A 21,078-nucleotide genomic window follows, 5' to 3' on the forward strand; every position below is an offset into this window, starting at 1 on the left:
GGCCGCCCACCACCGCCGCGTGGTCTCCAAGGAGCACATCTACGACGAGGTCTACGGCCTGTCCGGTGCCGACCCGCTGGACAAGGTCATCGACGTCTACATCTGCAAGCTCCGCAAGAAGATCGCCGAGGCCACCGGCGGCTCCCGCTACATCGAGACCGTCTACGGCCGCGGCTACAAGTTCGAGGCCCCGCCCGAGCATGAAGAGGCCACTCCGGCCGCCGCACCCGCCACCGCCGCCCGCCGCTTCCCGGCCATCCCCTTCGCTGCGTCCGGGCTGCACCCCGGCTGTCTCATCGCCGCCGAGTGACGGCGCCTTATTTCAAAGTCCCGCCTTACATCCTTCTTCCGACAGTTTGAAAAACGCCATGGCCGCGGCCCTTCGGGGCACGGCGGCTGAGCCGCTTTGCGCGGTCGCCGCATTTTTATAAAATGCGTCATTACTTTTAAAAGATCCCCATCTTTGAAAGACGAATGCGTCACCCTGGAAATGCTGCGGTTTTTTACTCCGGTTTAAACGGGGTCGGTCACAGTCGAATGGTCGGTTGCGCGCCCATAAAAACCAAGTGGGAAGGCCCGCGCAGCCCGGCCCCAGCGTCAGAAAGGCGCTCTGCATCTCGCGAATGGAGATACACATGGCCTCGATCATGACCAACACCTCGGCGATGACCGCGCTGCAGACCCTGCGTCGCGTGACGGGCGATCTGGAGACCACGCAGGACCGCATTTCGACCGGCCTGAAGGTCAACAGCGCCAAGGAGAACGCCGCTTACTGGTCGATCGCCACCACCATGAAGGCCGACGTCGCCGGCTTCAAGGCGGTGAAGGAGTCGCTGGAACTGGGCTCGGGCACGACCAACACCGCGTCGGTCGCCGCCAAGAGCATCTCCGAATCCCTGACGAACCTGAAGCAGCGCATCATCGCCGGTCAGGCCCAGGGCGTCGACAAGAAGCTGATCCAGGCCGACGTCGACCAGACGGTCCGGCTGATCACCGGCGCCGCCAACGACGCGTCGTTCAACGGCGACAACCTGCTGCGCGTCACCTACTCCAACGACGGCACGGCCAAGGACAAGGACGTCCGCATCCTGGCCTCGCTGAGCCGTGACGATACCGGTGTGGTGCCGAGCTACATCGACTTCCAGCGCCAGGACATGCGCGTCGCCTCGATCGTCGGCAAGGCGACCATCGAACAGCAGACCGATTCGACCAACGACCTGAAGGCGTCGCTCGACATCAAGCTGGGTGCTCCCGGCGCGACCTTCATCGATGGCCAGAACCTGGGCCTGAAGTCCCTGGAGCTGAACATCACCGATGAGGCCGGCGTCAAGCGGGCCGTGACGGTGGATCTGTCGGCGATCGACTACGACACCGACCTCGCCACGACCCAGGGCCTGATCGAAACGGCGATCAACGCCGCGGTCGGTCCGGAGTTCGATGTCGCCTTCAACGGCGACACCCTGGAGTTCACCGACCAGGACCCGAACACCGACGGCAACTTCCGCGCCAAGATCGACGGTCTGTGGATGAACACGACGGAGAGCGACGCCTTCGGCGGTCTGGCCGACCTGTCGCAGCTCGACGTCGTCAACAACGCCGCGAAGTCGCTGGCCGTCATCGACAAGATGATCGACAGCGTCATCGCCAAGGCGACGGTGATCGGTTCCATCGAGAACCGCGTGTCGGTGCAGAACGACTTCGTGTCGAAGCTGACCGACGCGATGAACAAGGGCATCGGCGCCCTGGTGGACGCCGACATGAACGAAGAGTCCAGCCGCCTGCAGGCCCTCCAGGTCCAGCAGCAGCTCGCCATCCAGGCGCTCTCGATCGCGAACCAGGGACCGCAGAACATCCTCTCGCTGTTCCGCTGATCCTTGTCCGGCCGGCGTCCTCCATGGGCGCCGGCCGCCTTCCTTCGTCCCGACATCGCGCGACATCCGTGCGCATTCCATAAGGTGCGTCCATGAGCATCGCCGCCTACAAGCAGACGATGGCCGAGTGCGAAGACCCGCGCCGCATCGAATATCTGGTGTTCCTGCGCATCACCCTCGCCATGGAAGAGCACCGCGGGGCCGGCTGGCGGTCGGACGCGCTGAAGGGCGCGCTGTGGCGCAATCTGGAACTCTGGAACATCCTGCGCGCCGATCTGGTGGACGACGACAACGCGCTGCCGGAAAACCTGCGCGCCGGTCTGATTTCCCTGTCCTTCTCGGTGGAGCGGCAGACCCGGCTGGTGCTGCGCGGCGAAGCCGACGCGGGTGTGCTGATCGACATCAACCGGTCGGTCATGCGCGGTCTGCAAGGCGTCGCCCATGCGGAGGCGCCCGTTGCGATGGAGGCCGCCTATGGCGCTTAAGCTCCGCCTCAAGCCCTGCGAGCGGGTGGTCATCAACGGCTGCGTCGTGCAGAACGAGAACCGCCGCTACACCCTGACGGTCAGCAATTTCGCGCAGATCATCCGCGGCAGCGACATCATGCAGGAGGAGGAGGCCGACACGCCGGTCCGCCGCGCCTACTTCGTGATCCAGAGCATGCTTCTCGACCCCCGCGCCGCGGAGGAATACGGCAGCGTCGTCGCCGGCATGATGGCCAAGCTCTACACCGCCTTCCTCCATCCGGACATGCAGGACCGCATCATGCAGGCGATGCGCAACGTCAGCGACCGGGATTATTACAAGGCGCTGGCCTGCCTGCGGCCGGTCATGGCCTACGAGGATGGCCTGCTGCATCCCGCCCGTCCCGCGCGCGCGCCGGCCGGGGCGCCCGAAGCCCACGCGGAAGGATGACGACGCCATGGCCGCACCCATCCAAGGAATCACGGGCGGCTCCGGTGTGACCGGCGAGCGGTCCGCAGCCAGCGCCGACGTCATTGCCGAGGCGCGCCAGCGCCAGGCCGACCGGCTGCGCGCCGCCCAGGCCGAGTCCGCCAAGCGCACGGAGATCGTGGAGGAATCCGAGACGAGCGCGGAGGCCGACAACCGGACCCGTTCGGAGCCGATCCCGCCCTACCGCGTCAATCTCGACCCCGGTACCGGTCGCCTGTCCACCGAGGTGCTGAACATCGAGACGGGCGAGGTCATCCTGCGCATTCCGCCGGCCTACGTCGATCCGTTGGACCTGACGGGCGTTACGGATGCCCCCGCGGATGCCCACAAGGGTGCCGATGCCGCCAGGCCCACCGACGGCCACGATCCGGAGGCGAAGGCATGAGCACGATCCAGGATTACCGTCAGATCGTGCGGAACCAGGACCGTTTCGAAAACATGATCCGGGTCCGTTCGGACGTGAAGCGCAACGTCGAGTATTTTCAGGAGAATATCGGCAAGATCACCAGCGCCGAGGAGCTTCTGAAGGACGAGAAGCTCTACCGCTTCGTCATGGAAGCCTTCGACCTGGAAAGCCAGATCTTCGCGCGCGCCCTGATCCGCAAGATTCTGGACGAAGGCGTCACCGACCCGAACGCTCTCGCCAACCGCATGAACGACGCCAAGTTCAAGGAACTGGCGACGGCCACGGCCTTCCCGGAAACCGGCGGCGCCACGCTGAAGGAGCCGGCGATCGTCCAGGCGATCGTCGACCGCTATGTCGACGTGAAGATGGAAGTCTCGGCGGAGGAGAAGAATCCGGCCGTCCGCCTCGCCCTCTATTTCCAACGCAAGGCCGGGCGCATCACCAACTGGTATCAGGTGCTGTCCGACCGCGCGCTCCAGAAGGTCGTCTTCACGGCCATGGACATTCCGGAGCAGTCGGCGCTGGGCGACCTGGACCGGCTGGTGGACAGGATGAAGAAGCGCTTCGACATCGCCGATTTCCAGGACCCTGCGAAGGTGCAGACGTTCCTGGACCGTTTTTCGGCCATGTACGACCTGAAGAACGGCGCGCCCGCGGGGGCCTCCGCCGGTCTGCCTTACATCGGGCCGGTCAGCCGCGGGGGACGCTCCCCGATCATCGCCATCGACTCGTCCATCACCATGTCGCTGCTGAATTTCCCGCGCTTCTGAGCAGAGAGCGGCGGAATTTCGGCAGGCGGAACCTCCGGAGGATGGCTGTGCAGCCGAGCCGACAGGCCAGGCCGCCGGGCGCGTGGCCGCATGTCGTGGCCCTGCTGCCCGGCCCGGACGACCGGGACGAGGACACGGCCCGCGACTCCCTTCATATCCTGCCGATGACCATCCTGCCGCTGGAGACTCCGGGGTTGCGCCGGGCGCGGCTGATCAAGAACGTCCGGCTCCAGACGGTGGTGGAGCTGTTCAACGATGTCCACGCCGGCAGCGGGCAGGTGATGCCCAGCCAGTTGCCGCTGCATTTCGGCAACCGCTCGCCCGAGCTGGACCGCGACCTGCTGATGATCGGGCAGATCGCCCAGGCCGCCAGCTTCGACGTCTATTCGCTGCGCATCGAGCTGCGCCGCCTGAAGATTGCGGTGGACGAGCACGCCGCGCTCCGCCTGTCGCAGCGCCGGAAGGACCAGCTCACCCGCTACATGCGCGTCTTCACCCGGCCGCTGATCGAAAGCGTCTACGGCAGCGACGACGTGCAGGTGCAGAATGTCGAGGACCTGATCCGCCTGTTCGCCGAGCCCGATCTGGCGGAGGTGCGCCGCCGGCTGACCATGATGGCCGACCGGCTGGACATCGCCATGGCCGACATCCCGGCCTTCCTGGAGGAGTACGGCGACATCTTCCTGTCGCTGGCCTATTTCAAGCAGTGCCTGGACGAAATCGTCCCCGACGTGCAGGCCTTCCTGGCCTGGATGGACGCGGTCCGCGGCTTCAGCGAGGTCCGCCGCGACGCCCGTCACGCCCGGATGCTCGACGAGGTGGGCCGTGACCTGACGGAGATCGCCGCCTCGATCACCGGGCGGTTCGAGAGCTTCGACAACCGCTCCAAGGACTTCTGGCGCAACATCAACGCCCAGAGCTTCCGCAGCATCCGCGACCTGATCACCAACCATCACGTCACCATCGGCGGGGTGCTGTGCGGGTTGGCGGTGAAGATGGCCCTGTGGAAGGCCCGCTTCTCCAGCGGCGGCGGCCCGGTCCGCCGGCTGGAGTTCATCCGCTCCGAAATCCTGCCGGGCCTGTCGCACATCCGCTCCCTGGAGCGCTCGGCGCGGAGCGGGGGGCGGTAAGGCCCCCGGCATTCCACAGACCTCCTACCGGCGCCGCGCGGCGAGCTGGAGGGCGGTGGCCGTCGCGGCGACGGCAATGCCCAGGCCGGTCACGGCGGTCCAGCCCCCGGCGTTCCAGGCCAGCGTCGCGGCACTCGACCCCAGCGCGCCGCCCAGGAACATGCCGCCCATGAAGATGGTGTTCAGCCGGGCGCGGGCTTCGGGGCGCAGGGCGTAGACGATGTGCTGGTTCGACACCAGCGCCGCCTGAACCGCGAAGTCGAGCAGGATCACCCCGGCGACCAGACCGGCGACCGACGTCCACAGCCCGAACAGCAGCCAAGAGGCGAGCGTCAGCAGCGTGCCCAGCAGGATCACCCGGTGCGGCCCGCTGCGGTCGGCGATCCGCCCGGCCATCGGGGCGGCCAGGATGCCGACCGCGCCGACGATGCCGAACAGCCCCGCGGCGTCGGCGCCCAGGCCGAAGCGCGGCTCGGCCAGACGCAGCGCCAGGATGGTCCAGAAGGTGGTGAAGGCGGCGAACAGCAGCCCCTGGGTGACCGCGGCCAGCCGCAGGGCCGGGAATTCCCGCCACAGATGGACCAGCGAGCGCATCAGCGCCGGGTAGCGCAAGGACGCGTTCGGGTGGCTGCGCGGCAGCATGACGGCCATCAACGCGGCCGCAGCCAGCGCCAGCGGCACGGCCAGCCAGAACATGGCGCGCCAGCCCTCGTGCGTGCCGACGAAGCCGGCCAGCGTGCGGCTGAGCAGGATGCCGGTCAGCACCCCCGACATGACGCTTCCCACCGCCGCCCCGCGCCGCTGCGGCGAGGCGAGATGGGCGGCGAAGGGAACGATCTGCTGCGCCACCGTCGCCGAGACGCCGAGCAGCAGCGAGGCGGCGACCAGCAGGGCGGGACCCTGCGCCAGCGCCGTCGCGACCAGCGCCGCGGCGAGCAGCAGGAACTGCCCGACGATCAGCCGCCGCCGCTCCACCAGATCGCCCAGCGGCACCAGGAGGAGCAGGCCGGCGGCGTAGCCCAGCTGCGTGGCGGTCGGGATCATGCCGGTCAGCGGGCCGGGCAGGTCGCCCTCGATCAGGCCCAGCATGGGCTGGTTGTAGTAGATGTTCGCGACGGCCAGCCCAGCGGCGGTCGCCATGGCGAAGGTCAGCCCGCGGCCGAGCCGGGTCTGGTCGGGCGTGTGGGTTGATGTGTGGGACATTGTGTCGGTGATGCTCATGACAGGGGGTCCTTTCCGACAATCCCTCTCCCGCCCCGGGAGAGGGTGGCGCCGGAGGCGCCGGGTGAGGGTCGCACGAGGATCGAAGCGCTGATCCTCGGCGGCACCCTCACCCTCCCGCCGCTTTGCGGCGGGCCCCTCCCTCTCCCGGGGCGGGAGAGGGGTTCTCAACGTGCGAAAACCTTGGAACGGACCCTATCGCACTTTCACAATCCGCATCAGTCATGCAGAATGAATGGCCTGTATATCGGAATATGAAGCAATGGACCTCGCCGGACTCGCCGTTCTGGTGGAAGCCGCCCAGGCCGGCAGCTTGGCCGGGGCCGCCCGGCGGCTGGGCATCTCGCCGCTGATGGCGACCCGGCGGCTGGCCGCGCTGGAGGAGGCCATGGGGGCGCGGCTGATGCAGCGGACCACCCGTTCGCTCGCCCTGACGCCGGAGGGGGAGGCGATGCTGCCCTTCGCCCAGGCGATGCTTGAGAACGAGGCGGCGGCGCGGGCCAGCGTCCGCCCGTCCTCCGCCGGCGCGTCGGGGCTGCTGCGGCTGACCGCCTCCGCCGCCTTCGGGCGCAAGGTGGTGGTGCCGGTGGTCGCGGACTTCCTGACGGACAACCCGCAGGTCTCGGTCGATCTGCTGCTGACCGACACGGTGGTGGACATCGTCGGGCAGGGGATCGACCTCGCCATCCGCATCGCGCGTCTGAAGGACAGCGCGCTGATCGCGCGGCGGCTGGCCGACAACCCGCGGGGGCTCTACGCCACGCCCGGCTATCTGGCGGCCCGCGGCACGCCCGCCGCCGTCGCCGATCTGGTGGAGCACGAATGCCTGTGTCTGTCCGGCACCACCCATTGGAGCTTCGCGGGCGACGGACGGGAGCGGCGCATCCGGGTGCGTGGGCGCTTCACCGCCAACTCCATCGAGGGGTTGCGCGACATCTGCCTCGCCGGGCTCGGCATCGCCGTCCTGTCCGAGTGGGACGTGCGCGACGAGGTGGCGCGCGGCGCGCTGGTGGCGCTCACCCTGTCCGACGGGGCGTTGGAGCCGCTGGCGGTGTGGGGCGTCCACCCCTCGGCGCGCTTCGTGCCGCCGAAGGTGCGGCTGTTCATGGACGCGCTGGCGAAGGCTCTGCGCTGACCGGGGTCAGAGCCGGGCGGCCGCGCGGTCCGCCGGCTGGGTGGCGTGCAGTTCGTAGAGCTTCGCTAGGATTTGCGGGGCGGGCTGCTCCGCCTTGGGTGCCGGTGCGTCCGCCGCCTTGTCCGCCGCGGCGTCGGTGCCCGGCGCCTTGCGGGCGAGCGCCTCCGCCAGCACGGCCGGGGACGGGCGATGGTCCGCCGGATGGTCATGCGCCGGACCGGCGAGGAAGGGCAGGGGCGGGGCGTTGGACGGCACGTCCTTCGCCGCAGCCTTCGTCTCTTCCGCGCCTCCCTCGGCCAGCGTGACGAGGTGGCCCAGCGGGTCGTCGCCGGTCACCGCCTCGAACGCGGCCATGGCGGCGCTGCCGAGCAGGCCGATGGGGCCGCCGAACAGGAAGCCGCCGGCCAGCCGCGCCGGCAGGCCGATGTCGTCGCCGGTGGCGTGGCGGTAGACCTGCGACACCCCCGGCAGATGTTGCAGCGGATTCACCGCGTCCAGCAGGTCCCCGAAATCCAGGCTGAGGTCCGCCGTCTCCGGCTTGGCGGCGGCGGGCTTGGCCGGAGCGGTGGTGGGGGCAAGCGCGCGGGTGGCGAGCGCGTTGGCGTTGGTCATGGAGCGACTCCCGTGGGAACGGCGAGGATGCGGTCGAGAATTCGGAAGGAGTCGAGAGACGGCGTGGCGTCGTCCTTGCCCTGGCGCAGGAACTCCTCCAGCGCCGGGTTCAGCGCGACGGCGCCATCTACTTCCGCGTCGGTGCCCTGTTTGTAGGCGCCGATGCGCACCAACTCCCGCATGTTGTCGTAGGTGGCGGCGAGGCTCCGCGCGCGGCGCAGCAGAGCGTTCTGCTTCGCCGTGTGGCAGCCGGGCAGCAGGCGCGACACGCTGCGCAGCACGTTGACGGCGGGGTAACGCCCCTGCTCGGCGATGCGGCGGTCCAGAACGACGTGGCCGTCGAGGATGCCGCGCACCGCGTCGGCGATGGGCTCGTCATGGTCGTCGCCGTCCACCAGCACGGTGAAGATGCCAGTGATGTCGCCCTGGCCATCCCGGCCCGGCCCGGCGCGCTCCATCAGCTTGGGCAGTTCGGCGAAGACGCTGGGCGGGTAGCTCTTTGCGGTCGGCGGCTCCCCGGCGGCCAGCCCGATCTCGCGCTGGGCCATGGCGAAGCGCGTCACGCTGTCGATCAGGCAGAGGACGTGCAGGCCGCGGTCGCGCAGTTCCTCCGCCACGGTCAGGCAGAGATGGGCGGCCTGCCGGCGCATCAGCGGCGGCTCGTCCGAGGTGGCGACGACGATGACGGAGCGGGCGAGGCCGTCTGCGCCCAGATCGTCCTGGATGAATTCCTGCACCTCGCGCCCGCGCTCGCCGACCAGACCGATCACGATGGCGTCGGCCCCGGCGTGGCGGGCGACCATCGACAGCAGCGTCGATTTGCCGACGCCGGACCCGGCGAAGACGCCCATGCGCTGGCCGCGGCAGATCGGCGTGAAGACATCGATGGCGCGCACGCCGGTGTCCATCTTCGCCCCCACCCGGCGGCGCGCGTAGGCCGGCGGCGGGGCGGCGCGCAGCGGGCGGGCGTGGTGGCCGTTGCGCAAGGGACCGCGCCCGTCGATCGGCTCCCCCAGCGCGTTGACCACGCGGCCCATCCAGCCGGGGCCGGGACGCAGCGTGAAGGCGGTGTCGTCGGTAACGGCGGTGCAGCCCTCCGCCACGCCGTCGAGGTTGTCGAAGGCCATCAGCAGCGTGCGGCCCTGCCGGAAGCCGATGGTCTCGCACAGCAGGCGCTGGCCGCGCGCCGTCTCCGCCCAGCATTTGTCGCCCACCGCCAGGACACGGCGCAGTCCCTCCACCTCCAGCGTCATGCCGGCGGCGCTGCGGATTTCGCCGCGCCAGGATCGGGTCGGCATCCGCTCGATCTCGGACAGAAGGTTGGAAAGCACGCGCATTGCCGGGACGTCTCCGCCGTGTCGGAACGGGTTGATCCTGCCACGAGGATTTTAAATCCGGTTTTAAACGGCGGGCGTCATCTTGGCCCTGCCTTGCTTTCCGGCTTCGCGATAGGGCCGTTCCAATGGATTTTAGCAATATTTCGGTGTTTCGGCTGACCGGCGCGCGCCTCGATTACTTGGCGGAGCGGCAGAAGCTGATCGCCGCCAACGTCGTGAACGCCAACACGCCCGGCTATCAGCCGAAGGACCTGAAGCCCTTCGCGGCGCTGATGGACGGCCCGCAGACGGTGGCGCCCGCGCTCACCTCGCCCATGCACCTGACGGGCTTCAACCCGTCCGGCGCGGTGCAGGAGGCGCGCAAGCCCGAGCAGTGGGAAACCACGCCGGACGGCAACGCCGTGTCGCTGGAGCAGGAGATGTCCAAGGGCAGCGAGACGCGCGACGCCTTCGCCCTGACCGCCGGCCTGTTCCAGCGCAACCTGCAGATCCTGCGCGCCGCCTGGCGCGCCGGCTGACGACTTCGGAGTCCCCTCCCATGCTCACCGATCCCCTCGCCGCGACGATGCGGATCGCCAGTTCGGGCCTGCAGGCGCAGGGCACCCGGCTGCGCGTGGTCGCCGAGAACATCGCCAACGCCGATTCCACCGCCATGACGGCGGGCGGCGATCCCTACCGCCGCAAGACCGTCTCCTTCGCCACCACGATGGATCGCGCCGCCGGGTCGGAGATCGTGAAGGTCAAGCAGATCGGGCGCGACCGCAGCGACTTCCAGCTCGTCTACGAGCCCTCTCACCCTGCCGCCGACGAGAAGGGCTACGTCAAGCGCCCGAACGTCCAGCCGCTGATCGAGATGATGGACATGCGCGAGGCCAGCCGGTCCTTCGAGGCGAGCGTCAACGTCATCGAGCAGTCGCGCAGCATGATGAGCCGCATGATCGACCTTCTGCGCGGCTGAGGAGACCCAGAGCATGATCGAACCCATCGGCCGCGCCGCCGCCGCCTACGGCCTCCACCGCGCCCCCCTGGCCCAGCCGGCGCCCGCCGCTTCGCTCGCCACCCCGCCCGCCGCAGCGGCTTCCGCGGCATCACCGTCCGCCGAGACGGCAGCGTCGGCCGAGAGCAGCTTCGGCGCCTTCCTCGACCGTCAGGTGTCGCAGGCGGTGGAGACGCTGAACGAGGGCGAGCGCATGTCCGTCGCCGCCGTCGCCGGCAAGGCCGGCACGCACGAGGTTGTGCGCTCCGTGCTCGCCGCCGAGATGACCGTGCAGACGGTGGTGTCGATCCGCGACCGCATGGTGCAGGCGTATCAGGACGTCATGCGGATGGCGATTTGAGCGCGTGTGTTGGGACGTAATGCCCCCTCCCTAACCCTCCCCCGCTAACGCAGGGGAGGGGATTCAGTCCCTCTCCTGCGAAGCGGGGGAGGGAAGGGGCCCGCGAAGCGGGAAGGGTGGGGGCAACCGCTCCCCAGGAGAACCCCCATGAACGAAGCTGACGTGCTGGAAGTCCTGCGCACCGGCATCTGGACGATGCTGCTGATCGCCGCGCCGCCGCTGGTCATCGCGGTCCTGGTGGGCGTGGCGATCTCGCTCGTCCAGGCGCTGACCCAGGTGCAGGAGATGACGCTGACCTTCGTGCCGAAGATCGTCGCCATCCTGGTCACCACCGTGCTGGCGCTGCCCTTCATGTACGGCGCGCTGACCACCTACGCCGACCGGCTGGGCAGTCTGATCGTCTCGGTGCGGTGACATGCGCCGGCTGGCCGGACTGGCGATGCTGCTCCTGGCCGGGCTCCCGGCCGGAACCGCGACCGCCGCGGAGGTGAAGCCGCCGGCCGCGCAGATCGGCACATGGTCCACCGCCCTCTATGCGCCGCGCGTCCTGCCCGCGCGCAGCCTGCCGCCGGAGGCCGCCTGCATCGACGCCATCCTGGCGGCGGAGCGCGAGGCCGGGGTGACCGACCACATGCTGCTCGCCATGGGTTTCACCGAGGCCGGGCGGATGACCGCCGACCGGCTGTTCACCGTCTGGCCGTGGACCGTCAACACCGAGGGCGCCTCCCACTACTTCCCGACGCGGGACGAGGCGATCGCCTTCGTGCGCGCCGCGCAGGCGCGGGGCACGCGCTCCATCGACGTCGGCTGCCTTCAGGTCAATCTGAAATGGCACCCCGACGCCTTCCCCGACCTGGAGACCGCCTTCGACCCGCGCGCCAACGCCCGCTACGCTGCGCGCTTCCTGGGCGACCTGCACCGCGCGCAGGGATCGCTGGACGCCGCCATCGCCCGCTACCACTCCGCCCAGTCGGAGCGCGGTGCGGCCTACCGCGAGCGGGTCGGCGGCAACCGGCGCTGGGTGGCCGGCGCCATGGATTACCTGAAGACGCTGGCCGCCGGTCCCCAGGCCGCCACTTCCCAAACCGCCCCCGGCGCGTTGCCCGCCTGGGGCCGGGCGGAGTTGGGCCGCCTGTCCTTCCTGTCCAGCCTCTACGCCAACGCGGTGGTGAAGCCGCTGCTGCCGGCAACGGAATGAGGCGGCGGAGTAGCGCAGACGTAAAAGCCGGTTTTACCGCGGGGCGCTAGCGTACCAACGGTGCCGCACCCTGGAGTTCCCGCATGGCTTTCACGGACACCCTTCGGAACCGGATGACCAGCCTCGGCGATGCGGGGCTGGCGAACCGCGACGTGCTGTTCGCGCTGGGCATCCTGCTGGTGCTGGCCGTGCTGTTCCTGCCGGTGCCGACCTGGTTCCTCGACCTCGGGCTGGCGCTGTCGCTGGCGGTCAGCGTGCTGATCCTGATGGTCTCGCTGTGGATCGGCAAGCCGCTGGACTTCTCCTCCTTCCCGACCGTGCTGCTGGTCGTCACGGTGCTGCGGCTGGCGCTGAACATTGCCTCGACCCGCCTGATCCTCAGCCACGGCCACACCGGCCCGTCCGCCGCCGGCCATGTGATCGAGGGCTTCAGCCAGTTCATCATGGGCGGCAACTTCGTGATCGGCGTGGTGATCTTCGCCATCCTGATCGTCATCAACTTCGTGGTCATCACCAAGGGCGCCTCCCGCATCGCGGAGGTCGGCGCGCGCTTCACGCTGGACGCCATCCCCGGCAAGCAGATGGCCATCGACGCCGACCTCTCCGCCGGCATGATCGACGACGTCGAGGCCCGCCGCCGCCGCAAGGAGTTGGAGGACGAGAGCACCTTCTTCGGCGCCATGGACGGCGCGTCGAAGTTCGTGCGCGGCGACGCGGTGGCCGGGCTGGTCATCACCGCCATCAACGTGCTGGGCGGCATGGCCATCGGTATGGCGCAGCAGGGCATGTCCTTCGAGTCCGCGGCGTCGGTCTACACCATCCTGACGGTGGGCGACGGTCTGGCCACGCAGATCCCGGCGCTGGTCGTCTCGCTGGCCGCCGGCCTGCTGGTGACCAAGGGCGGCAACGTCGGCTCCGCCGATCAGGCGGTGCTCGCCCAGCTCGGCGGCTATCCCAAGGCGCTGATGGTGGCGGGCGGGCTGCTCTGCACGCTGGGCGTGACGCCGGGTCTGCCCGCCGCGCCCTTCGTCCTGCTCGGCGGCGGCTTCGGCGCGGCGGGCTGGTACGCGATGCGCGGCAAGATGCGCCGCGCTGCACTCGCCCGGCTGGAGGAAAGCCGCAAGGCGCCCACCGCCCCGGCCGAGGAGGCGGTGGAGGACATGCTGAAGGTGGACGAGGTCAAGGTGGAGGTCGGCAACCACCTTGTCCCGCTGATCCTCAACAAGAACGGTCCGCTGACCGGCAAGGTGAAGACGCTGCGCAAGCGCTTTGCCAAGGAGTTCGGCTTCATCCTGCCGTCGGTGCGCATCAAGGACAGCAGCTTCCTGCCGCCCAAGGGCTATGTCGTCAGCGTGATGGGCGTCGAGGTGGCGAGCGGCGAGGTGCGGCCCAAGCAGCTTCTCGCCATCGACCCGTCCGGCGGGGCGGCCCCCGACCTGCCCGGCGAGGCGACGCGGGAGCCGACCTTCAACCTCCAGGCCCGCTGGATCGACCCGGCGCGGCACGAGGAGGCCATCGCCAAGGGCTACACGGTGGTCGACCCGGAAAGCGTCATCACCACCCACCTGACCGAGGTCATCAAGGACCACCTCTCGACCCTGCTGACCTTCGCTGCCATGCAGAAGCTGATCGACGGGCTGGGGCGGGAGTACCAGAAGCTGATTTCCGACATGGTGCCGTCGCGCATCACGCTGGTGGTGGTGCAGCGCGTGCTCCAGGCGTTGCTGGCGGAGCGGGTGTCGATCCGCAACCTGCCGGCCATCGTCGAGGCCATCGCCGAAGCGGTGAACTGGACGCGCAACATCACGCTGGTGACGGAGCATGTGCGGGCGCGGCTGGGCCAGCAGATCTGCCAGTCGCTGACCGCACCCGACGGCTTCGTCCCGGTCATCGTCCTGACCCCGCGCTGGGAGCAGGTGCTCCAGCAGAGCATTGTCGCGGAGGGCGAGGACCGGCGCTTCGCCATGCCGCCGACCCAGGTGCAGGAGTTCCTGACGGCGCTGCGCATCACCATCCAGAAGCACGCCACGCCGCAGGTCTGGCCGGCCCTGCTGGTCGGGGCGGAGGTGCGGCCCTTCGTCCGTTCCCTGCTGGAGCGGGTCAGCCCGATGACCCCGGTCATCAGCCACGCCGAGCTTCACCGCAAGGTGTCCGTCAAGACGATCGACCAGGTGTGAAGGACCAGTGATGGACACGCTCGCCGACCTGCTCAGCCTGGAGGTCTACCGCGCCTTCCTGGTCTTCGCCCGCGTCGCCGCGGCGGTCAGCCTGCTGCCCGGCTTCGGCGAGCTGGCGGTGCCGCCGCGGGTGCGGCTGTGCATCGCGATTCCCGTCGCGCTGGCGCTGACCCCGACGGTGCCCGGCCTGCCCGACCGGCTGCCGCCGGACGCCGCGGTGATGCTGGAGCAGATCTTCGCGGAGACGGTGGCCGGCGCCTTTCTCGGGCTGGGGGCCAAGCTGTTCCTGGCGTCGCTCCAGGTCGCCGGCAACATCGCCGCCCAGGCGATGGGCCTCGCCAACCCCTTCGGCGCCGACGCGGCGGGGTTCGAGAGCGGGTCGATCCTGTCGGGCACGCTGGTCATCGCCGGGCTGGCGCTGCTGTTCGCGCTCGACCTGCATTACCTGATGATCGACGCGCTGGTCCGCTCCTACGGAAGCTGGCCGGCGGCGACGCTGCCCGATCCCGGCATGGTGGCGGGGCGCTACGCCCAGCTCGTCGGCGTCACCTTCCGGCTGGGCGTGCAGATGGCCGCACCCTTCCTGGTCTTCGGGTTGATCGCCAACCTGGCGCTGGCTCTGGTCAATCGCGTGATGCCCTCCATGCCCGTCTATTTCGTCGCCACCCCGGCGATGGTCGGCGGCGGGATGCTGGTCTTCCTGGTGACGGCCGGCGCCATGGTCACCGCGACGCTGGCGGCGCTGGCCGGCTGGCTCGGCGGGCGATGAGAAGGGGGCGGTGAGGAGGCGGCGATGTCCGACAACACCCAGGACGAGGACCAGAAAACCGAGGAGCCGACCGAGAAACGCCTGCGCGAGGCGATGGACAAGGGCGACGTCCCCCGCGCCCGCGACGTCGGTCTGGCCGCCACCATGGCGGCGGCCTGGCTGATCGCCGCGGCCGGCGGGCCGCTCGCCGCCTCGCGCCTCGCCGAGGTGCTGCTGCCGCTGATCGAGAATCCGAACGACATCCGGCTCGACGGCGGTCCCTACGACGTGATGAACAGCCTGCGCTGGCTGATCGGCGGGGTGGCGGTGGCGATGCTGCCGGTGCTGGGCCTGCTGGTCGGCGGGGCGGTGGTGTCGGCGGTGGGGCAGGGGCCGCTGCTGGCCGCCGGCGACCGCATCCGGCCCAAGCTGTCGCACCTGTCGCCGCTCAGCGGCTGGCGCCGCATCTTCGCACGCCACGCGCTGGTCGAATTCGTGAAGAGTCTCGTGAAATTGGCGATCATCGCCTGCGCCGTCTGGTTCGCCGTGGCGCCCTACATCGATTGGACGGAGGGGATCGTGGGCATGGACGTTGCGGCGCTTCCCGACCTGCTGCGGGACCTGACCCTGCGGCTGCTGCTGGCCGTCCTTCTGGCGACGGTGGTGATGGCCGCCGTGGACGTGCTGTGGAACCGGCTGGAATGGCGCCGCCGCCTGCGCATGACCTTCCAGGAGCTGAAGGACGAGTTCAAGCAGACCGAGGGCGACCCGCATCTGAAGGCGAAGCTGCGCGAGATCCGGCGCGACCGTTCGAAGCGCCGCATGATGGCGAACGTGCCGCGCGCCACCGTGGTCATCGCCAACCCGACCCACTTCGCGGTGGCCCTGGAGTACGACCGCGCCAAGATGCCGGCGCCGGTCTGCCTCGCCAAGGGGGCCGACCTCGTGGCGCTGCGCATCCGCGCGGTGGCGGAGGAGAACGGCGTCCCGGTGATCGAGAATCCGCCGCTGGCCCGCGCCCTCTATGCCGCGTCGGAGGTCGACGCGGTGATCCCGCTCCAGCATTACCAAGCGGTGGCGGAGGTGATGATGTATGTGCTGCGTCTGAAGAACGGTGGGGCCGCGCAACCGGCGCAGCGGGCATAATGGGGTGGGCATGAAGGGGCGGGCGCCGGATGGTTTGGAATTCCGCTTAATGTCTTTTCAACGGGTTTGGCGGTAGACGAAGGAAATCCTCCCCTTCCGCGGCGCATCACGGCAATGAGTGACAGCGACGACCTGTTCGAGATGTACCGCTCCGACCGCGCCGCCTCCGGCGCGCTGAAGGGGGAGGCGCTGGCCGCCGCGCTGGCCGACAACGTGCGGCGCAGCTTCGCCGAGATGGACCGGCTGATCGCGGAGGTGACGCAGGCGCTCGCCCAGGCGCGCTACACGCTGCGCCTCGCCCCGGCGGTAGTGGACCGCGGCAGCTACCTTCAGCACGACCGCTCCTCCGAGAGCTTCCGCGATTACCTGCGCCTGTGGAGCCACCGCCGCGCCGAGGCGGGCAGCGGCGGCATGCATTGGGAAGCGAAGGTCCTGGTCACCGACAGCCGCCGCCGCTCGGCGGAGCTCGGGATGGGCGTGACCGTCGAATGGCCGACCGCGGACCGCGCGGCCGATTGCGCCTTCGTGGAGTTCTGGACGACCGGCCAGGGGGTGAACCTGCCCTCCGAGGGCCGCAACTTCCAGCGCGCCCTGGTCGCCTGCCTGCGGCGGCTGGAGGAGGCGGGTGAGATCACCCCCGCCGTGAAGCGCTGAAGGTTTGAAGCGCTGAAGGTTTGATCGTTCACGAACCGATCAGCGCCTCGACCTCCCGGATCGCGGCGTCGGCGGGAATGCGCTCCATCTCGCGGCCACCGAAGGCGGAGGCCGTCAGCACGGCCCCCCGCGTCACCTTGGGGCGCAGCTTCTCCGCGATGGTCGGGCCGTAGAGGGTCAGCAGCGGCACGTCGGCAAGGCCGAACAGGTGGCTGGTCCCGCTGTCGTTGGCGACCGCCGCGGAGCAACGCCGGGTCAGAGCGATGGTGCGCACCGGGGAATAGCGCGGCTCTGCCGGTTCGGCGTCCTGGAGCGGGAACAGCGCCTGCGGCACGGCGGCGCGCAGTTCGGGCAGCCAGTCCAGCTCCGCCGGGCCGAGGATGAAGACCGGCACCCGCCCACCGGCGACCTGGGCGCGGGCCAGTTCCACGAAACGGTCCAGCGGCCAGCATTTCACCCGCTTGCCCGCCCCCGGGGCGATGGCGACGTAGCCCGGCCCGTCGGGCAGGACGGCGCGCGCCTCGGCCTCGGCCTCGGCCGGGATGGGAACGGCCATGTCCAGCGGGGGGCGGCGCCCGCCGGCGACCTCCAGCAGATCGAACAGGCGGTCCAGCACATGCCGCGGCTCCTTGTAGCCGGGCGGTGGGCGGCGATCCGACAGACGATAGCCGGCGCAGGCCGAGACGAACAGGTCGTGCTTCAGACGCCGCGCCAGCAGCGTCCGCCAGGGCAGGGACTGGGTGTCCAGCACCAGGGAGAAACGATCCTTGATGGGCATGGGCTTCAGCAGGCCGAGCGGGCTGCGGCCGATGCCGGTGTCGGCGTGGAACTCGTCGATCAGCCCGTCCATCATCGGGCGCAGCGTGGTCGCCAGATGGGTGCCTTCGGTGGTGATCCAGGTGATCCGGTGGTCCGGGAACAACCCCCGCAGGGCGCGCACGAAGGGAATCTTGATGAGCGCGTCGCCGATCAGTTCGCCATGGGTGAAGACGGCGAGCGACGGCGAGCCGGCGCGGTCGGTTGCGGGCATACGGAAGCCTCGGGAGGATGCGGCCAAGCGGACGGCGGACTATAGCGGCCCGCAACCGGCGGCGGAACCCTCCGCAAAGCCGCCGTCTTTCAATCCCCTCTCCCGCCCCGGGAGAGGGAAGGGGCCCACGCGGAAGCGTGGGAAGGGTGAGGGTGCTGCCGAGAATCGGCCCCTTGATCCTTGGACGACCCTCACCCGGCGCCTGTGGCGCCACCCTCTCCCGGGGCGGGAGAGGGAACTCTAATTCGGCTGGGCCTACAGCTCGGCGTTCAGGCCCGACGCCGACAGCTCGACCGGGCGCACCGCGTGGCCGGAGGGGGCGTAAAGGCCGTCGCTGGCCGCCTTCTCCAGGGCCACGAGAAGGCTGCGGTTGATCGACAGCACGGCTTTGCGCATGGCGACCAGCCCCGCCGCGTTGTCGTTGATGGCGCGGTCCAGCCGTTCCACCCGCTCCAGGATCATCGCGCGCAGGTCGTCGTTCAGCCGCAGCGTGCCCGACTGCGCCTGGGTCATGATGCCGCCCAGACGGTCGGCCATCGCCTGCTTGCGCCGGGCGTAGACCTCCAGCCCCTCCAGATCGCCGGCGGCGAGCGCCGCCGTCTCCTCGTCCAGCAGGACGCTGAGTTCCGCCACCGTGTCGAGGAACTCCGTCATCACCACAGCGGTCGGCCCGTCGGCCAGCGCGGGACTCTCGGGCTCCGGGGCAGCGACGGGGGCGGTGTCCGCCTCCGGCTTGGCGTCGGGGGCGAATTCGCGGATCAGGTCCTTGAAACGGCGGCTCATCCCTTGGTTCCTTCGCTCGTCTGGCCGTAGAGGCGGGCCACGTCGGCCTCGACCATGCGGCCGATCCCCAGCGTGCCGGCCTCGGCGATGGCCTTGCCGTATTCCTGGAGCATGAAGCTGCGCCACGTCCGCTCGCCCTGGCCGCCGCCGAAGGCGCTGCCGGTGTCCACGCCAGCGAACATGGATTCCAGCATCTGCCCGACCATCAGCGCCTCGAACTCCTGCCCGGCCTTTTCGGCGGCACGGTTCGGGGCGGCGGGTTTCGCCGCTTGGGCGGTCATGGAAAGGGGGGAGATGTCCATCGCATCCTCGTCCGGCCGGAGGGGTCAAATGATTTCCAGGTCGGCGTGCAGGGCGCCCGCCGCCTTGATCGCCTGGAGGATGGCGACCATGTCGCGCGGCCCGACGCCCAGCGCGTTCAGCCCGTTGACGAGCTGCTGCAGGCTGACGTTGCCCCCGATGGTGACGAACTGGCGCCCGTTGCCCTCCTGCACCTGCACGTCGGTGCGCGGCACCACCACCGTCTGACCGTCGGAGAAGGGCTGCGGCTGCGACACCTGGGGCGTTTCCACCACGCGGACGGTCAGGTTGCCCTGGGTGATGGCGACGCGGCTGATGCGCACGTCGTCGCCGATGACCACGGTGCCGCTGCGCTCGTCCACCACCACGCGGGCGATGCCGTCCGGCCGCACGGTGAGCTGTTCGATGTCGCCGATCAGCCGGGCGACCGCGCCGGTGTAGCGGGGCGGAATGCGGACATCGACGGTGGTCGCGTCCAGCACATGGACGGCGCTGCTGCCCAGCCGCACCGCCACCGCGTCGGCGATGCGGTTGGCGGTGGTGAAGTCGGGGTTGCGCAGGGCCATGCGGACGCCGGTCACCTCGTCCAGCGCGAATTTCAGCTCGCGCTCCACGATGGCGCCGTTGGCGATGCGGGCGCTGGTCGGCACCCCCTTGGTCACGTTGGCCGCCACCCCGCCCGCCGAGAAGCCGCTGACCGACAGCGATCCCTGGGCCACGGCGTAGGCCTGTCCGTCGGCGCCCAGCAGCGGCGTGACCAGCAGCGTGCCGCCGAGCAGGCTGGTGGCGTCGCCCAACGCCGACACGGTGATGTCGATGGTCGTGCCCTGGCGGGCGAAGGGCGGCAGCGAGGCCGTGACCATCACCGCCGCGGCGTTGCGGGTGCGCAGCACCTCGTCGCGGGTGTTGATGCCCAGCCGTTCCAGCATGCCCTTCAGGCTCTGCTCGGTGAAGGGCGTGTTGATCAGCCGGTCGCCCGAGCCGTTCAGCCCGACCACGAGGCCGTAGCCGATGAGCTGGTTGCGGCGCACCCCGTCGAAGGTGACGAGATCCTTCACCCGCGTCTGGGCCAGCCCCTCTCCCGCCACGGCGGCGGCGGCCAGCAGGCAGGCCATGGCCAGCGCCAAAGCGCGGAGGGTGCGGCGGATCGGGCCGTGCGTCATCAGACCGTCTTTCATCGTCCCGTGGGAAAGTGGTTTCCTACAGGTAATTGGTGAGGCTCATCCGGGCGATGCGGGCAGTGGCCGCCGCGGTCGCCTCGATCTGCACTTCGAGCTGGTTCATGCGCAGGCTGGCTTCCGCCGGATCGACGCTTTCCATCGCGTCGAGCTGGTCGTTGAGAATGCGGAGCTGTGTGGTGTTCGCCGCCGCGACGTCGTCGAGCTGCGCGCGGTGGATGCCCAACTGCGCCGTGGCGTCGCGCACCCCGTCCAGTCCGCCCGACACCTTGGAAACCGCCGCATCCATGTAGGGTTTGTAGGCGTCCAGCGGCAGCTGGCTGGTGTCCAGGCTGGCCAGCATGTAGAGGCCCTGGAGCAGGTCCCGCATCGCCGGGTCGTTGCCCTGGATGCCGTAGGGGATCTCGGTCGAGCGGTCGGGCCGGGCGCTGAGGCGTGGCGCCGTCGACGGCGCTCCCAGGTAGAATCCCCCCTCGAAGCCGAGCGGCGAGGCGGAGGGGGCGGCGAACAGGCCATCCAGCGCCGCCACCGCGGCGGCGGTCTCGGCGGGAGTCTGCGGCGAGGAGTTGCCTCCGGTGGCCGTTGCGATGGCGTCCTGGACGATCTGCATGGGCGACGGAAGGCCGGACTCGTCGCCCTGCACGGAGCGCATCGGCGGCGTCTTCACCTCCACCCCGCCGAACAGATAGCCGTTGCCGGAGGAGGCGTTGAGCATGCCCACCACCTGATCCAGCACGGCGCGCGCCCGCACCTGGAGCGAGGTGCCGGTGGACGAAGGCTGGCCCAGCCCGACCGAGGCGGCGGCCAGCACGTCCTGCCCGGCGGACAGGATGTTGGTCAGCGCGCTGTCCATGGTGCCCAGCCGCCCTTGCAGCAGGGCGGTGGATTTCAGGGTCTGCTCGGTCTCGTCGAACAGGTTGCGCAGCGCGATGGCCTGCCCGGTGCGGGCGCCCAGCGCCTTGGCGACGTCGAAATGCTTGCCGCTGGCGATCTCGTCGTTGTTGCGCAGCCGTTCGAGCTGAAGCTCGGTGTTGGCGGTCTGCAGGCGCTTGGCAAGGCCGAGGGTGGAGACGGCGTTGTAGAGCATGGCA

At 69.7% G+C, this 21,078-nt stretch carries 26 protein-coding genes; 17 read left to right on the forward strand and 9 right to left on the reverse strand.

From position 1 onward, the window contains the following. On the forward strand, positions 1 to 310 hold a 310-nt coding region (locus tag ACFPMG_RS14900), incomplete at its 5' end, for a winged helix-turn-helix domain-containing protein (protein WP_376995875.1). Between the two features lie 12 nt (positions 311 to 322). Here the strand turns inward: ACFPMG_RS14900 and ACFPMG_RS14905 are convergent. Continuing rightward, a complete protein-coding gene (locus tag ACFPMG_RS14905; RefSeq protein WP_376995876.1) occupies positions 323 to 649 on the reverse strand; it encodes a hypothetical protein in 327 nt (108 codons plus the stop codon). Between ACFPMG_RS14905 and ACFPMG_RS14910 the strand changes: the two genes are divergently transcribed. From ACFPMG_RS14910 to ACFPMG_RS14935, 6 genes are all read left to right on the forward strand, one after another. Next, positions 636 to 1,871, forward strand: coding sequence for a flagellin N-terminal helical domain-containing protein (locus tag ACFPMG_RS14910; protein WP_376995877.1), 1,236 nt, complete (start codon positions 636 to 638; stop codon positions 1,869 to 1,871). The genes ACFPMG_RS14905 and ACFPMG_RS14910 overlap by 14 nt on opposite strands. Before the next feature lie 92 nt (positions 1,872 to 1,963). Continuing rightward, positions 1,964 to 2,356: a flagellar biosynthesis regulator FlaF gene (gene flaF / locus ACFPMG_RS14915; protein WP_376995878.1), complete on the forward strand. Its 393-nt coding sequence runs from the start codon at positions 1,964 to 1,966 to the stop codon at positions 2,354 to 2,356. Beyond that, positions 2,346 to 2,786 (forward strand): flagellar biosynthesis repressor FlbT, encoded by a 441-nt coding sequence (locus ACFPMG_RS14920; protein WP_376995879.1) that lies wholly within the window; start codon positions 2,346 to 2,348, stop codon positions 2,784 to 2,786. The genes flaF and ACFPMG_RS14920 overlap by 11 nt, the downstream gene beginning before the upstream one ends. Before the next feature lie 7 nt (positions 2,787 to 2,793). Further along, entirely contained in the window at positions 2,794 to 3,210 is a 417-nt protein-coding gene (locus ACFPMG_RS14925) for a hypothetical protein (protein ID WP_376995880.1), read from the forward strand. Beyond that, positions 3,207 to 4,001, forward strand: coding sequence for a DUF1217 domain-containing protein (locus ACFPMG_RS14930; protein WP_376995881.1), 795 nt, complete (start codon positions 3,207 to 3,209; stop codon positions 3,999 to 4,001). The genes ACFPMG_RS14925 and ACFPMG_RS14930 overlap by 4 nt, the downstream gene beginning before the upstream one ends. Positions 4,002 to 4,042: 41 nt before the next feature. After that, on the forward strand, positions 4,043 to 5,131 hold the full coding sequence (locus ACFPMG_RS14935; RefSeq protein WP_376995882.1) for a hypothetical protein: 1,089 nt from the start codon (positions 4,043 to 4,045) through the stop codon (positions 5,129 to 5,131). A 24-nt stretch (positions 5,132 to 5,155) separates the two neighbouring features. On the opposite strand, the gene ACFPMG_RS14940 is transcribed toward ACFPMG_RS14935, so the two are convergent. Next, positions 5,156 to 6,352: an MFS transporter gene (locus ACFPMG_RS14940; protein WP_376995883.1), complete on the reverse strand. Its 1,197-nt coding sequence runs from the start codon at positions 6,350 to 6,352 to the stop codon at positions 5,156 to 5,158. Between the two features lie 262 nt (positions 6,353 to 6,614). Between ACFPMG_RS14940 and ACFPMG_RS14945 the strand changes: the two genes are divergently transcribed. Further along, the gene (locus ACFPMG_RS14945) at positions 6,615 to 7,487 is read left to right on the forward strand and encodes a LysR family transcriptional regulator (protein WP_376995884.1); all 873 of its coding nucleotides are present in this window, start codon (positions 6,615 to 6,617) and stop codon (positions 7,485 to 7,487) included. A gap of 6 nt (positions 7,488 to 7,493) precedes the next feature. On the opposite strand, the gene ACFPMG_RS14950 is transcribed toward ACFPMG_RS14945, so the two are convergent. Both ACFPMG_RS14950 and fliI read right to left on the reverse strand, forming a co-directional pair. Next, complete coding sequence (locus ACFPMG_RS14950) at positions 7,494 to 8,099, reverse strand: hypothetical protein (protein WP_376995885.1); 606 nt, start codon at positions 8,097 to 8,099, stop codon at positions 7,494 to 7,496. Beyond that, entirely contained in the window at positions 8,096 to 9,436 is a 1,341-nt protein-coding gene (gene fliI / locus ACFPMG_RS14955; protein WP_376995886.1) for a flagellar protein export ATPase FliI, read from the reverse strand. Before fliI ends, ACFPMG_RS14950 begins: the two co-directional genes overlap by 4 nt. Before the next feature lie 125 nt (positions 9,437 to 9,561). Between fliI and ACFPMG_RS14960 the strand changes: the two genes are divergently transcribed. The 9 genes from ACFPMG_RS14960 to ACFPMG_RS15000 all read left to right on the forward strand — a co-directional run bounded on the left by ACFPMG_RS14960 (position 9,562) and on the right by ACFPMG_RS15000 (position 16,696). Beyond that, entirely contained in the window at positions 9,562 to 9,954 is a 393-nt protein-coding gene (locus ACFPMG_RS14960) for a flagellar basal body rod protein FlgB (RefSeq protein ID WP_376995888.1), read from the forward strand. Between the two features lie 20 nt (positions 9,955 to 9,974). Beyond that, a complete protein-coding gene (gene flgC / locus ACFPMG_RS14965) occupies positions 9,975 to 10,394 on the forward strand; it encodes a flagellar basal body rod protein FlgC (RefSeq protein ID WP_040137944.1) in 420 nt (139 codons plus the stop codon). A gap of 13 nt (positions 10,395 to 10,407) precedes the next feature. Further along, on the forward strand, positions 10,408 to 10,773 hold the full coding sequence (gene fliE, locus ACFPMG_RS14970; protein WP_201043616.1) for a flagellar hook-basal body complex protein FliE: 366 nt from the start codon (positions 10,408 to 10,410) through the stop codon (positions 10,771 to 10,773). Positions 10,774 to 10,920: 147 nt separating this feature from the next. Next, positions 10,921 to 11,187 carry a flagellar biosynthesis protein FliQ gene (fliQ, locus tag ACFPMG_RS14975; protein WP_014199655.1) on the forward strand — a complete coding sequence of 89 codons (267 nt, stop codon included), beginning with the start codon at positions 10,921 to 10,923 and terminating at the stop codon, positions 11,185 to 11,187. A 1-nt stretch (position 11,188) separates the two neighbouring features. Beyond that, positions 11,189 to 11,971 (forward strand): lysozyme family protein, encoded by a 783-nt coding sequence (locus tag ACFPMG_RS14980; RefSeq protein WP_376995891.1) that lies wholly within the window; start codon positions 11,189 to 11,191, stop codon positions 11,969 to 11,971. Between the two features lie 83 nt (positions 11,972 to 12,054). Continuing rightward, a complete protein-coding gene (gene flhA / locus ACFPMG_RS14985) occupies positions 12,055 to 14,148 on the forward strand; it encodes a flagellar biosynthesis protein FlhA (RefSeq protein WP_376995892.1) in 2,094 nt (697 codons plus the stop codon). A 10-nt stretch (positions 14,149 to 14,158) separates the two neighbouring features. Further along, on the forward strand, positions 14,159 to 14,917 hold the full coding sequence (locus tag ACFPMG_RS14990; RefSeq protein WP_376995893.1) for a flagellar biosynthetic protein FliR: 759 nt from the start codon (positions 14,159 to 14,161) through the stop codon (positions 14,915 to 14,917). 24 nt (positions 14,918 to 14,941) lie between these two features. Next, positions 14,942 to 16,042, forward strand: coding sequence for a flagellar biosynthesis protein FlhB (flhB, locus tag ACFPMG_RS14995; protein ID WP_376995894.1), 1,101 nt, complete (start codon positions 14,942 to 14,944; stop codon positions 16,040 to 16,042). Positions 16,043 to 16,156: 114 nt separating this feature from the next. Then, positions 16,157 to 16,696 (forward strand): hypothetical protein, encoded by a 540-nt coding sequence (locus ACFPMG_RS15000; protein ID WP_376995895.1) that lies wholly within the window; start codon positions 16,157 to 16,159, stop codon positions 16,694 to 16,696. Positions 16,697 to 16,724: 28 nt separating this feature from the next. Here ACFPMG_RS15000 and ACFPMG_RS15005 read toward each other — a convergent pair whose 3' ends face one another. The 5 genes from ACFPMG_RS15005 to ACFPMG_RS15025 all read right to left on the reverse strand — a co-directional run bounded on the left by ACFPMG_RS15005 (position 16,725) and on the right by ACFPMG_RS15025 (position 21,074). Beyond that, the gene (locus ACFPMG_RS15005) at positions 16,725 to 17,726 is read right to left on the reverse strand and encodes a glycosyltransferase family 9 protein (protein ID WP_376995896.1); all 1,002 of its coding nucleotides are present in this window, start codon (positions 17,724 to 17,726) and stop codon (positions 16,725 to 16,727) included. Positions 17,727 to 17,981: 255 nt separating this feature from the next. Beyond that, a complete protein-coding gene (locus ACFPMG_RS15010; protein WP_376995897.1) occupies positions 17,982 to 18,509 on the reverse strand; it encodes a flagellar protein FlgN in 528 nt (175 codons plus the stop codon). Beyond that, positions 18,506 to 18,811, reverse strand: coding sequence for a rod-binding protein (locus tag ACFPMG_RS15015; protein ID WP_376995898.1), 306 nt, complete (start codon positions 18,809 to 18,811; stop codon positions 18,506 to 18,508). The genes ACFPMG_RS15010 and ACFPMG_RS15015 overlap by 4 nt, the downstream gene beginning before the upstream one ends. Positions 18,812 to 18,835: 24 nt before the next feature. Beyond that, positions 18,836 to 19,972: a flagellar basal body P-ring protein FlgI gene (locus tag ACFPMG_RS15020; protein ID WP_376995899.1), complete on the reverse strand. Its 1,137-nt coding sequence runs from the start codon at positions 19,970 to 19,972 to the stop codon at positions 18,836 to 18,838. A gap of 37 nt (positions 19,973 to 20,009) precedes the next feature. Beyond that, positions 20,010 to 21,074: a flagellin gene (locus tag ACFPMG_RS15025; protein ID WP_376995901.1), complete on the reverse strand. Its 1,065-nt coding sequence runs from the start codon at positions 21,072 to 21,074 to the stop codon at positions 20,010 to 20,012. Positions 21,075 to 21,078 lie beyond the last annotated feature (4 nt).

Origin of the sequence: Azospirillum himalayense (genome assembly GCF_042657465.1) — a bacterium.
GTDB lineage: Bacteria > Pseudomonadota > Alphaproteobacteria > Azospirillales > Azospirillaceae > Azospirillum > Azospirillum himalayense.

Excerpts from the sequence above, each read along its gene's own strand:
- fliQ (WP_014199655.1), top strand. The coding sequence starts at position 10,921 with ATGAACGAAGCTGACGTGCTGGAAGTCCTGCGCACCGGCATCTGGACG.
- ACFPMG_RS14925 (WP_376995880.1), top strand. The coding sequence starts at position 2,794 with ATGGCCGCACCCATCCAAGGAATCACGGGCGGCTCCGGTGTGACCGGC.
- ACFPMG_RS15020 (WP_376995899.1), bottom strand. The coding sequence starts at position 19,972 with ATGACGCACGGCCCGATCCGCCGCACCCTCCGCGCTTTGGCGCTGGCC.
- fliI (WP_376995886.1), bottom strand. The coding sequence starts at position 9,436 with ATGCGCGTGCTTTCCAACCTTCTGTCCGAGATCGAGCGGATGCCGACC.
- fliE (WP_201043616.1), top strand. The coding sequence starts at position 10,408 with ATGATCGAACCCATCGGCCGCGCCGCCGCCGCCTACGGCCTCCACCGC.
- ACFPMG_RS14960 (WP_376995888.1), top strand. The coding sequence starts at position 9,562 with ATGGATTTTAGCAATATTTCGGTGTTTCGGCTGACCGGCGCGCGCCTC.
- ACFPMG_RS15000 (WP_376995895.1), top strand. The coding sequence starts at position 16,157 with ATGAGTGACAGCGACGACCTGTTCGAGATGTACCGCTCCGACCGCGCC.
- ACFPMG_RS15005 (WP_376995896.1), bottom strand. The coding sequence starts at position 17,726 with ATGCCCGCAACCGACCGCGCCGGCTCGCCGTCGCTCGCCGTCTTCACC.
- ACFPMG_RS15025 (WP_376995901.1), bottom strand. The coding sequence starts at position 21,074 with ATGCTCTACAACGCCGTCTCCACCCTCGGCCTTGCCAAGCGCCTGCAG.
- ACFPMG_RS14950 (WP_376995885.1), bottom strand. The coding sequence starts at position 8,099 with ATGACCAACGCCAACGCGCTCGCCACCCGCGCGCTTGCCCCCACCACC.
- flaF (WP_376995878.1), top strand. The coding sequence starts at position 1,964 with ATGAGCATCGCCGCCTACAAGCAGACGATGGCCGAGTGCGAAGACCCG.
- ACFPMG_RS14990 (WP_376995893.1), top strand. The coding sequence starts at position 14,159 with ATGGACACGCTCGCCGACCTGCTCAGCCTGGAGGTCTACCGCGCCTTC.
- ACFPMG_RS15010 (WP_376995897.1), bottom strand. The coding sequence starts at position 18,509 with ATGAGCCGCCGTTTCAAGGACCTGATCCGCGAATTCGCCCCCGACGCC.
- ACFPMG_RS14920 (WP_376995879.1), top strand. The coding sequence starts at position 2,346 with ATGGCGCTTAAGCTCCGCCTCAAGCCCTGCGAGCGGGTGGTCATCAAC.
- ACFPMG_RS14940 (WP_376995883.1), bottom strand. The coding sequence starts at position 6,352 with ATGAGCATCACCGACACAATGTCCCACACATCAACCCACACGCCCGAC.
- ACFPMG_RS14905 (WP_376995876.1), bottom strand. The coding sequence starts at position 649 with ATGATCGAGGCCATGTGTATCTCCATTCGCGAGATGCAGAGCGCCTTT.
- ACFPMG_RS14945 (WP_376995884.1), top strand. The coding sequence starts at position 6,615 with ATGGACCTCGCCGGACTCGCCGTTCTGGTGGAAGCCGCCCAGGCCGGC.
- ACFPMG_RS15015 (WP_376995898.1), bottom strand. The coding sequence starts at position 18,811 with ATGGACATCTCCCCCCTTTCCATGACCGCCCAAGCGGCGAAACCCGCC.
- ACFPMG_RS14930 (WP_376995881.1), top strand. The coding sequence starts at position 3,207 with ATGAGCACGATCCAGGATTACCGTCAGATCGTGCGGAACCAGGACCGT.
- ACFPMG_RS14910 (WP_376995877.1), top strand. The coding sequence starts at position 636 with ATGGCCTCGATCATGACCAACACCTCGGCGATGACCGCGCTGCAGACC.
- ACFPMG_RS14935 (WP_376995882.1), top strand. The coding sequence starts at position 4,043 with ATGGCTGTGCAGCCGAGCCGACAGGCCAGGCCGCCGGGCGCGTGGCCG.
- flhB (WP_376995894.1), top strand. The coding sequence starts at position 14,942 with ATGTCCGACAACACCCAGGACGAGGACCAGAAAACCGAGGAGCCGACC.
- flhA (WP_376995892.1), top strand. The coding sequence starts at position 12,055 with ATGGCTTTCACGGACACCCTTCGGAACCGGATGACCAGCCTCGGCGAT.
- flgC (WP_040137944.1), top strand. The coding sequence starts at position 9,975 with ATGCTCACCGATCCCCTCGCCGCGACGATGCGGATCGCCAGTTCGGGC.
- ACFPMG_RS14980 (WP_376995891.1), top strand. The coding sequence starts at position 11,189 with ATGCGCCGGCTGGCCGGACTGGCGATGCTGCTCCTGGCCGGGCTCCCG.